General features: G+C 45.4%; 6 protein-coding genes. 4 read left to right on the top strand and 2 right to left on the bottom strand.

The features are described from left to right. Positions 1–73: 73 nt before the first annotated feature. The 4 genes from VXM68_RS06545 (at position 74) to VXM68_RS06530 (ending at position 7,863) form a co-directional block, all read left to right on the top strand. Complete coding sequence (locus VXM68_RS06545) at positions 74–3,142, top strand: SusC/RagA family TonB-linked outer membrane protein (protein ID WP_367210817.1); 3,069 nt, start codon at positions 74–76, stop codon at positions 3,140–3,142. Between the two features lie 10 nt (positions 3,143–3,152). Next, the gene (locus VXM68_RS06540; RefSeq protein ID WP_367210816.1) at positions 3,153–5,171 is read left to right on the top strand and encodes a RagB/SusD family nutrient uptake outer membrane protein; all 2,019 of its coding nucleotides are present in this window, start codon (positions 3,153–3,155) and stop codon (positions 5,169–5,171) included. Between the two features lie 81 nt (positions 5,172–5,252). Next, positions 5,253–6,254, top strand: coding sequence for a DUF4973 domain-containing protein (locus tag VXM68_RS06535; RefSeq protein WP_294183650.1), 1,002 nt, complete (start codon positions 5,253–5,255; stop codon positions 6,252–6,254). A gap of 70 nt (positions 6,255–6,324) precedes the next feature. Further along, positions 6,325–7,863, top strand: a complete 1,539-nt coding sequence (locus tag VXM68_RS06530; RefSeq protein ID WP_312330753.1) for a family 43 glycosylhydrolase — start codon at positions 6,325–6,327, stop codon at positions 7,861–7,863. An 87-nt stretch (positions 7,864–7,950) separates the two neighbouring features. Here VXM68_RS06530 and VXM68_RS06525 read toward each other — a convergent pair whose 3' ends face one another. Together VXM68_RS06525 and VXM68_RS06520 are read right to left on the bottom strand one after the other, a co-directional pair. After that, on the bottom strand, positions 7,951–8,715 hold the full coding sequence (locus VXM68_RS06525; RefSeq protein ID WP_293956065.1) for a response regulator: 765 nt from the start codon (positions 8,713–8,715) through the stop codon (positions 7,951–7,953). 2 nt (positions 8,716–8,717) lie between these two features. Next, entirely contained in the window at positions 8,718–11,894 is a 3,177-nt protein-coding gene (locus VXM68_RS06520; protein WP_367210815.1) for a two-component regulator propeller domain-containing protein, read from the bottom strand. Between the last annotated feature and the right edge of the window lie 98 nt (positions 11,895–11,992).

Raw genomic sequence — 11,992 nt, 5'->3', positions numbered from 1 at the left:
TACAAACAGATCCATTCCGTACGCTATAATCTACAGATAGCGTCAGAAAGGCGTATTGACCAATAATAAACCGATGAAAAAAAGAATTCTATTGCTCCTACTGGCTCTGATTGCCGTTAAGCTCAACCATGCGCAAAACGGCTCGCGCATTCCGGTCACCATCACCGGAACTGTCAGCAACAAGGCGAAGGAACCGCTTAGCGGCGTCACGGTAACCATAAAAGACCAACCCGGACTTGGAACAGCCACCGACAACAAAGGAAACTATACCATCAAAGCATCCAAATACCAATGGTTGGTATTTGCCATGCTCGGTTACGAAAAACAGGAAATATTAATCAAGGATGACCTCAAAATAGATATCCTGCTAAAAGAAGCAGACCATAGAGCGATGGACGAGGTTATCGTCACCGCCCTCGGACCACAAAAGAAAGCCACAGTCACCGGTGCAGTCACCACCGTCGACCTTTCGCAACTAAAGACTCCAACCTCGAGTATCACCAATGCACTGGCAGGAAATGTAGCCGGTGTAATGGCCATGCAGTCTAGCGGCCAGCCCGGAAGCAACATGTCCGAATTTTGGATAAGGGGTATCTCCACATTTGGCGCCGGCACTTCCGCTTTAATACTTGTCGACGGATTCGAGCGTAGCCTTAACGAAATCAGTATCGAGGACATCGAATCATTTTCGATTCTGAAAGATGCCTCCACAACCGCGATATATGGTTCCAGGGGTGCCAATGGTGTTGTCCTCATCACCACAAAAAAAGGAAAAACAGATCGCGTAAGCATCAATGGCAAACACGAGGCCTCCTACAATACACGAACATTTACGCCGAGCTATGTCGATGGACATACCTATGCAAGCCTTATGAATGAATCACGTATCACACGTAACGAAGAGCCTTTTTACAACAACGAGGAACTCTTCCTTATCAAAAATCGACTCGATCCTGATCTATACCCCGACATCAATTGGATGGATATGTTTTTAAAGGACGGTGCCTTTACACAACGTAGCTCGCTCAATTTCGACGGTGGCGGTTCACTGGCAAGATACTTTGTTTCCGGAAGTTACATCAATGAAGGCGGAATGTACGAAACCGACGAAAACCTCAAGAATTATAATACCAACGCCAATTATAAAAGATGGAATTACCGCGCCAATATCGATATGAACCTCACCAAATCCACTTTGTTACGCGTGGGTATCAGCGGGTCGCTGGGCAAACAAAACCTCCCCGGTGGCACCTATGATGAAATCTGGGCCTCGCTCATGGGACAGAATCCCATTTCTATTCCTATTAAATACAGCGATGGACGCGTTGCATCCAGAGGTGGAGCAGAAAAGCAGAACCCCTGGGTATTGATCACACAGCAGGGATATATCGAAAATTGGGCAAACAAACTGCAGACCAACGTTACACTAGAGCAAAACCTAGATGTGCTGACCAAGGGGTTACGTTTTGTTGGGCGCTTTGGTTACGACATCAACAACAATAATAATATCCGCAGGATGAAGTGGCCAGAAGGCTGGATGGCCGAACGGCTACGCAACTCCGACGGCGAGCTTGTACTCAAAAGAACAATTACCGAGCAGCTCCTCACCCAGCGCTCCAATGCCACCGGCGACCGCTTTGAAACCCTGCAAGGTGAATTGCACTACAACAAACAACTCAAAGATCATACCCTCGGTGGAGTTGTACAGTATACACAAGAAAAACGCGTTAACACCTCTAATTATGGCGAGGATATCATGCAGGGCATAGAACGCCGAAATCAGCGGCTCGCAGGTCGGTTTACATATGGTTATCAGTCGCGCTACTTCTTCGACTTCAATTTCGGTTATAATGGATCGGAGAATTTTGCCAAAGGCCATCAGTTTGACCTCTTTCCAGCCGTCTCCGGAGCATGGAATCTGGCCGAAGAAAAATTCATCAAAGAGCGGCTTAGCTGGATGAATATGCTCAAGATCAGGTACTCCTTCGGTAAGGTCGGCAACGACGCCATGCCTGTGCGCTTCCCGTATCTAGCTTCTTTCAGCACCGATGAAAATCTCGGCTATAATTGGGGCGATATCGAAAGCAAAAATCTCTACCCCGGACTCACCTATTCCCGTATTGCCTCCAATTCCATTACCTGGGAAATTGCCACCAAACACGACCTCGGACTTGATTTTTCTTTTTTCAATGACAAATTCGGCGGACAGCTCGACTACTTTCATGAACAACGTGATGGAATATACATGGAACGTAAATATATCCCTTTTGTGGTCGGCCTACAAGGACAAGATCCCAGGGCCAACGTCGGTTCTACACGATCCGAAGGCTTTGACGGCCAGATACGGTTTACCCAAAAGATCAATCAGCTCAGTCTAACGGCGCGCGGCACCATGACCTACAGTAAAAACACCATCCTCGAAGCCGACGATCAGTTCAGCAACTACCCATACACCACCCTTTCAGGCTTTCGGGTCAATCAAAACAAAGGGCTCATCGCCTTAGGACTTTTTAAAGACTATGAAGATATCCGAAACAGTGCTACCCAAAACTTTGGCCGTACCGCCCCGGGAGATATTAAATACAAAGATATTAATGGCGATGGTAAAATCGACGACACCGATATCGTACCCATCGGCGCTACGCGTTACCCCAACCTCGTCTATGGCTTTGGCTTATCAGCAAACTACAAATCATTTGATGCCAGCGTACATTTCCAGGGTGCCGGAAAATCCTCCTTCTTTATCAATGGGTATACCGTATACCCATTCAGCCAGGGCGACTGGGGAAATATACTGACCGATGTGGTCGAATCAAACCGCTGGATACTTGGCGTCAACGAAGATGTAAATGCCCAATACCCCAGACTCAGTTACGGTGGTAGCGCCAATAACTACCGCGCTTCAACCTATTGGCTCCGCGAGAGTTCGTATCTACGGTTAAAAACCCTCGATATAGGATATGCCATACCCAACGGATTCACAAAAAGAATAGGCATCAAATCGGCACGGCTCTATGCCATGGGCACCAACTTGCTGACCTTCTCCAAATTTAAATTGTGGGACCCCGAGATGAACAGTTCCAATGGCCAAGCCTATCCACTGGCCAAAACAATCACCCTCGGACTTACCATCAACCTTTAATGATAGCAACATGAAGAAAATAACACTACTCGCACCCCTGCTGCTCAGCCTCGGTTTAGGTCTATCCATCAGCTCCTGCTCCAAATACCTGGATGTTGAGCATTTTTTTGATGACCGACAGAGCGAAGATCGCATTTTTAAAAGCAAGGATTATACGGAGCAATGGCTCGGAAACTGTTACAACAAACTATTGGACTACAACCTCGAAATGGGCCACCGAAATTATACCATATCCAACTACTCCGACGATATGTTCTATAATGAATCTGCCGGAGGCAACGGCGATGAGTACCGACGGTTCAAATTTGGAGAGTACGATTATACCTGGCAGCGCCAATCGTGGGCACAGTCGTATGGCGGAATCCGTCAAGCCTCAGTCATGATACATAGCATGGCTGAAGGCGGAACTTTCACGCCAAAACAGGTAGCAGATTATAAGGCGCAGGCACGCTTTATCCGTGCCTACCTGTACTGGCTACTCCTACGCAAGTATGGTCCAGTACCGATTATGCCAGATAAAGGTGTAGACTACGACGAAAGCTATGACAAACTAGCCTACCCGCGCAACACCTACGATGAAGTCGCCACCTTTATTGCCGAAGAAATGGCCCTGGCAGCGCAAGATCTACCCTTGAAGCGTGACAACCGCAACATCGCCCGTCCTACACGTGGAGCAGCATTGGCCACACGCGCCAAAGCATTATTGTTTGCGGCAAGCCCCCTGGCCAATGGTAATGCAGAAATGAGTGACTTTACGGATGATAAAGGCCGGGCGCTAATTTCGGCACAATACAGCGAAGAAAAATGGGCCCGTGCAGCAGCGGCGGCCAAAGATGTGATCGATTTAAATGCATACAAGCTGTATACAGCCGATTTTAAAGCCAAAGGTACTACCGACTATCCAGCCACCATCACCCCCCCACATCATCCCGAATACTCCGAAAAGAACTTTCCCGAAGGATGGGCCAATATTGATCCCTTCGAATCTTATCGCGCCGTATTTAACGGTGATCTATATGCGGCCGAAAATCCAGAAATGATCTTCACCAGAGGCGAAAATCAAACGGATGAAAACCACGGCATTATCGCGTTGACAAGGCATCAGATGCCCCAGGTGGGCGGCGGATACAACTGCCATGGCATTACCTTAAAACAGTGTGATGCCTACGCCATGAATGACGGAACCACATTTAATAGACAGCAAATCCGGCAGAAATACGGAACAAATATGTTTGTGCAGAAGGCTGAACTCGATCAATTCAAGCCACTCCTGGAAAATGTGTGGAAAGATTTTGCCCATCGTGAACCGCGATTTTACGCTTCAGTGGCCTATAGTGGTACGCTGTGGACCATGTCTAGCGCCACCTCCAACTTATCCAATGTCACCAACAAGCAGATCTTCTATTATCGGGGTGAAAATGAGGGCATGATTAATGGAGACCGCTGGCTACCTACGGGGATAGGCATGATGAAATTTGTCAACCCAAAAGATAATGCCACAGGCAATGGCGGCAAGATATACCCCAAAGTGGAGATTGCCATACGGTATGCCGACCTCCTACTCATGTATGCCGAAGCGCTCAATGAGATCAATGGTTCCTATATGGTTGCTAGCTGGGACGGCAAAACTACACATCAGATCACTCGAAATATCGATCAGATGAAAAACAGTATAGGTATGGTCCGTATCCGCGCCGGAGTGCCCAATTATGACAACGCCATATATACCGATCAGGCAGCGTTACGCCGCCAAATCAAAGGTGAGCGGCAGATCGAATTGCTGGGCGAAAATCAGCGCTACTATGACTTACGCCGATGGAAAGATGCTCCAATAGATGAAGCACAACAGATCTACGGCTACAATGTGTATATGACCAAAGACAATGCAGACCTATTCTATACCCCTGTGCGCGTACCGCAACTCCAGACTATATTTTCTAAAAAAATGTACTTCTGGCCCGTCGACTGGGATGAGCTCCGCAAAAACAGACGCATGACGCAGGCACCGGGATGGCCTTCTTTTGATTAGTCAAACCAGCCAAAAAGAATTAGATAGCAAATACAGCAATAGACATTGCATATTTATTTAAGCATTAGAAATAAAAAATACATGAAAAATCCTTATATCTATATTTTGACCCTAGTCTTGGCCTTGATCCAAACGGGGTGCAACGATGAATGGGAAGAAGAACTCTATACTCAGATGGTATCTTTTAAAGCCCCAATTGGAAGTGAGGGTGTATCTGAAGTGTATCTTCGCTACAACAAGACCGGCGAAGTTACCTACAAATTGCCTATCATACTGAGCGGCTCCCGCGAGAACGACAAAGACCGCTATGTCAAGGTAGCTGTAGATAGCGATACACTAGCCACTTTTAACCAGGAAAAATATCAGTACCGCAAAGACTTATATTTTAAACAGCTTCCCGAACAGTTTTTTGAACTGCCCAAGGAGAGCTGCCTGATTCCCAAAGGAGCACATACCGAAAATTATCCGATCAAATTTAAATTTGACAACCTCGATCTTGTCGAACGCTATGTACTTCCACTGTCCATTCAGGAAGACCCCTCCTATGTGACCAACAAGCGCAAAGGATGGCGCAAAGCATTGCTCTATGTCAAACCGTTTAATAATTATTCGGGCAATTATTCAGCCACATCCATGAATGTCTATGCCGACGGGCAAACTAAAAACCCACTTGTATCTAGCGTCAGAACATCGTGGGTGGTAGACGAAAAAGCAGTATTTTTCTACGCCGGAGTGCTGGAAGAGAAATCAGAAGATCGTAGCCGTTACAAGATTATCATGGAGTTTATGGAACCCTCGGAAGATGTTAACGGTATCAAATCGGGTACCCTTCATGTGTATGCCGCCGACAAATCCATCAACTTTGAAATGCTCGGGCAACCCACGTATCAATTAAGGGAAATCGCAGATGCCACCAAAAAATATTTGGTCAAACAGTACTGCACCGTCAACCTAAAATACAAATATGACGATATCACCACCATGCCCGGTGTGCCCGTGCGCTACCGCGCAGAAGGAAGCATGACAATGGAACGATCACGCAACACCCTTATTCCCGATGAAGACCAAGCCATACAGTGGTAGCATACATCCGGGCAAATGCTGATCAAACAAACGATGCAATCCAATTGAAAATCTTTAAACAAACACTTCCATGAAAAGAATGACCGTGACCTTTTATTTTATGATGAGCAGCATGTTATGGGTATCTGCCTGTCAAAAAACCAATCCTACAAACGAGTTAGAGCCCATCCCAAAAAGCAATACCCAACCTGTAGATTCTGCTGCAGACGATACAGTAGTGGTAGATAGTACCTTCTCCAATCCACTCATGCCCGGAGGTCCCGACCCCTGGGTAATCCAAAAAGATGGTACTTACTATTATACCTATACTCAGGGAAGCAAGCTCGTTATCCTCGAAACCAAAAGCATGTCCGAACTCGCCTCCGCACGTCGATATGAAGTCTATACCCCTCCTGCAGATCAGCCCTATTCAAAAAATTTATGGGCACCCGAATTGCATGAAATCGATGGTAAATGGTACTTCTATTTTGCGGCAGATAATGGCAGCAATGCCAACCACAGAATGTATGTGCTCGAAAATTCTTCTCCCACCCCCGTTCAGGGCAACTGGGAAATGAAAGGTAAGATTTCCGATAGCACAAGCGAATGGGCCATTGACGGAACCATTTTGCGGCATGACGGAAAGATGTATATGATCTGGTCGGGCGGGAATGCCGGCGCACCGCCTCAAAACATTTATATAGCGCCCATGAGCAACCCCTGGACAATCTCAGGACCAAAGGTCATGATTGCCACGCCCACCTACGCATGGGAGAAAAACGGAAATCCAATCAACGAAGGCCCCCAGGTGTTGATCAATCCACAGGGCAAAGTCTATATCGTCTATTCAGGCAGCGGTTACTGGTCCGACGGCTATTGCCTAGGCCTACTCGCGCTAAAAGATGACGGAGACCCACTACAGGCAGCAGATTGGACAAAACGCAACCATCCCGTATTTTCCATGAGACCCGAAAGTAGCATTTATGGTCCCGGACACAACGGTTTTTTTAAATCTCCTGATGGAAAAGAAAACTGGATGATTTATCACGCACGAAATGTAGCCAACGACGGCAATGCCACACGCAGACCCTACATCCAGCGATTTTCCTGGCATACAGATGGCTCCCCAAACTTCGGTCTACCGGCCAATCCTGCACTCAAACAAAAGCGTCCAGCAGGAGAAAAATGGCGGAAAATATATTCCAAGAAAGGGTGGACGGTCGCTGGCTTCAGTTCCGAAGAACCCAATAACAACCGGGTGGCTGCCGCAGTGATCGATGACAATATCAACTCCATATGGATAACCCGCTATTCAGTCAATCCAACAAAGTACCCCGACCATTACCTTACCATCGACATCGGAGCAGCCCAACCCGTAGATGGTTTTGTAATCCATCAAAAAGATGGCGACAGAAAGATCAAAGAATTGGAAATTCATGTCGGCAATGACAATCAAAACTGGGAAAACCTGGGCACCTTTACCTTGAGCGATGTCAATCTCCTGCGGCAGTTTATCGACCTTGCACAGACCAAGCAATTTCGCTATTTCAAACTTGTCCCTAAGTCAGGGTACGACAATCAACAGCAACCCGGCCTGGCGGAAGTAGGCATATTCCGCAATAGTGATTAATATACCCTAAATGATGTTTACTGAAACTATAGGGGCAGTCCAAAATTATTGGATTGCCCCTTTTTAATCCCCTATAGTTATATTGAATCAGGATCTCGGCATTGACTTCAGGTAAGCCGATGGAGATACCTTATAATATTTTTGGAAGTTCTTATTAAAGATACTCTGTGAACTATACCCTACTAGGGTTGCGATCTGCTGTAAACTATATTCATTTTGCGCCATGAGTTCAGTCGCTTTCTTTAAACGCGTTTTATCGACAAGCTCCTTGGGCGAAAGCGCAGAAAGCTGCTTTATTTTTCGGTAAAATGTAGGCCGGCTCATCAACATATGTTCAGCAAGTTCATCAATACCAAGTTCCGGATACCTAAAGTTTTTTTTGATATAAGCATCCAGCTTGTGCAAAAACTCAGCGTCCAGCTTCGATGGCGCCAGCAAACGGACATCTTCAAACGGCGCATGAGCAAAATGAGTTTTTACATTGACCCTATTTCTTAGCAGATTGTCTACCTGCACCAATAAAAGCTCCAAAGGAAAAGGTTTCTGAACATACGCATCGGCCCCTACTTCAAGCCCCTCAATATGCGCCGTATAGCTATTTTTCGAAGTCAGCAATAGTACCGGTATATGGCAATAGTTGAGATTCGATTTGATGAATTTACAGAGTTCAAAACCGTCGATTCCCGGCATCATAATATCCGAGATGACCAGATCAATCATTTCGCTATCCAAGATAAGTTTTGCACTTTCACCATTGTCAGCGGTGTGTGTGCAATAATTTTCATTCAATTCTTCAGACAAGAATTCCAGAATTTCTAAATTGTCGTCAATAATCAATATGTGCTGTCTCATAATTATTTGATTTTTTTCCAACTGCTAAGTTCAAACTCCCTTTCCTGCCGTAGCGGCAGCACCAATTCAAATACAACAAGGCTACCGCCACTTTCAATAAGCTGGAGCGTACCCTTATGCAGCTCGCTGAGCGACTTGGCCAGCGAAAGACCAATCCCGGTTCCAAATCCAAGACTATTTTCTAGCCTAAAAAACGGCTCAAAGATCTTTTTTGCATATTTATCAGGAATAGGTTCACTATCATTTTCCACCGCAATGTTAAAGCTATTTTTCTCGATATCTGGATCTGCCAGGTGCACATTCACGTACGTAAGACCATATTTTATAGCATTAGAGAGTAGATTGTTCAATATTTTTACCGTGGCTTCACGGTCGACAAAAGCGATGACATCATCCTTGGGATAAGTACTGTTCAAACGGATATTATTCTGTTCGGCGATCTGTTCAAAAGAAGAAGTCACTTCCTTTAATAAGTCAACAATATTTGTTTTCACAAAATTGAGCCCAAATTGATGCAATTCTGTTTTTCTAAAATCCAACAATTCCGCTGTCAGTTCGGTCAGTCTCAATGTATTTTTTTCAACCTGCAACAAGTTTTTACGAATAGTGTCACCATCCGTAATCTTTCGTAACATACCCTGCACCCGCCCGAGGATCAACGTTAATGGGGTTTGTATTTCATGCGTGATATGCGTAAAAAACTCAATTTTAGCCGCATAGATTTCACGCTCCTTTTCATGTTCAAACCGCATAAGTTTCGCTGCATTTTTTCGAATAGTCCATCGATGGTAATATAAAGCGATCAAAACCAAAAGCACGATTACCAGTAAAGTATAAAAGCTGTATGCGGCAAAGGTTTTCCAAAATGGCGGCTTTATAATAATGACAACCCTACGTTCAATACTCCTCCAGCTGCCTGTATTACTTTTCGCCCGCACAGTGAAAATATATTTGCCCGGTTGTATATCCGTAAAATAGGCCTTTCTATTGCTGGCAAGAATTGTTCGTTTTTGAGCTAACCCTTCCAGCATATATTCATATCTGGTAACCGCCGGAGAAGCATAATTGAGCGCAGCAAATTCGATACTGAAGTTATTTTGGTTATAAGCTAAACATATACTGTCGAGATACACTACCGAACGTTTGATGGGGCTTTTATCCATACCAGGATGGATAGCTTTATTATCTATCTCCAGGCCAGTAATAAATAAAGCCGGGCGCGGTCCAGTGTTTAAAAAATCTTTGGGGTCAAAGGCGATCAGCCCTTTTACTGACCCAAAATACAAGCTACCAGACCGGTCTTTGTAAGCCGAACAAAAATTAAACTGATCAGTGATCAATCCATTGGCTTGATGATAGTTTCTAAAGGTCTCCGTTTTGATATCCAGACACAAAAGCCCCTTTAAAGAACTTATCCAAAGGTTTTGAAAATCATCTTCCAGTATACTAAAATACACATTGGTCGGAAATCCCGCTGCAGTATCGTATCTTTTAGTTGACGTTCGGTCTCGACTTAAGCGGATCAGCCCACCACCTTCCGTCGCAAACCACATCGACCCCATGCTATCTTCGTGGATACCATATACCGGAAATTCGGGAATCTGACCTGTTTTAGTACTGCTCCCAAATCGGATATTCCCCCGTACACCCGATTTGGGATGATAGTAATAAACACCGTTCGACATGGTGCCCACCCAAATAAATCCATTTCTATCCTCCCGGATGCTCAGCACATAAGGACGGCCAGGGATATGATTGATGCGATCAAAAGTCTTTCTTTTGAGGTCGTACCTGAACAGGCCGGCGTTCTCATCATAAGCTGTACCCACTAATATCGTGCTGTCACTTGTCTGAAAGATGCTCAAAACAAAATCGTTGCCAGATTCAGCGGGCAGACCGATAGCACGATGCTGCTGACGGATTAGCCCTGTCCGGATGTCCATAATCTCCAATCCCCGATGAAAGGGCCCCACCAGAAGATCATTTCCCACAGCGAGCAGACCGTGGATATTCGGATAGGAAAGTGCATTTTCACCTGTTGTTGGATAGTGCTTAAAAAGTTGCCTTTGTGGATCAAACCTATTGAGACCGGCATCTTCCGTGCCAATCCAGAGTTGACCATCCCGATCAGGAACTAGCTCACGGACAGCATATCCCGATATCGAATTCTGTCCCACAATAGGATAGTATTTCCGAAAACGTGCGTTTTCAAGCGAGCAATAGTTCAGCCCACCAAAAAAAGTACCCAGCCACATCCCCCCGCTTTTATCTTTGCACACCTTATATACCGCGTTATCCGTCATCGCATACGGGTCATCAGCGCGCTTGCCGAGGTGGCGGCATTTTTTGATGTTGGGATTATAGATATATACTCCAGATTCTGTTGCGACCCAATAATCGCCATTATTTCCCTTACAGATATCCCGTACAAAAATAGCGTTATCGCCCTTTACACTATGCACAATCGTCGCCGTTGTTCGCTTATCCAAATCATAGCGCTTAAGCCCAGACCCAAAATATCCAACGAGCACAGCACCGTCATCAAGCGGAAAAATAGCACTAATGGTATTCATATTTGAAGGCCTGTTCAAGTTCACCGTTTTCATGGTTTTCACAAGCACCCCACGCGGGTCGAAAATACGAATTTCGCCCTGCTTATTACCCGTCCACAGATTTTTGGCACCATCCAAAAATAAAGCCGTAGTCTGCACCTGATAATTTTTGACCACGTTCTTTTTTATGCTATAGCGCCATAGCGACGAATTGGCGATAAACCAGATATCATCCCCATTGGCCACTACCTGTTCGATATATATTTGAGGGATCAGATCAATTGGCGATATCACCTCACCAATGGTATCGTACCGGTACATTCCCTTTCCTGTGCCAATCCATAGTATTCCTGGCTGCCCTTCGGTCAAGGTATTGATTACATTGTTGCCGATGTTATTAAAAGGATCATTTTTATTTTCGCAAAGCTTAAAATTGTAGCCGTCAAATCTGCACAGACCTGCACGTGTACCTACCCACATAAAGCCTTTGCCATCCTGCAAGATGGAGCGAACAGCCTGATGAGGAAGTCCATCCTGCGTCTGATAGTGCTTGAAATAATATTGGGCATGACAAACAACCACGCTAAACTGCAGGATCAGCCAAACAAAAAAAGTAGGATAAGACATAATCTATGTTGGCAATCGGTTCTTTCAAATATAATCAAATGTACCAAAAAATGACAAGAGCAAATGTGATGACACTGCGGACAGCAGATAGCTGTGTC

Origin of the sequence: Sphingobacterium sp. R2, assembly GCF_040760075.1 — a bacterium.
Lineage (GTDB): Bacteria > Bacteroidota > Bacteroidia > Sphingobacteriales > Sphingobacteriaceae > Sphingobacterium.
Note: the sequence above shows the minus strand (reverse complement) of the source record. Positions and strands in the feature narration are given on the sequence as shown.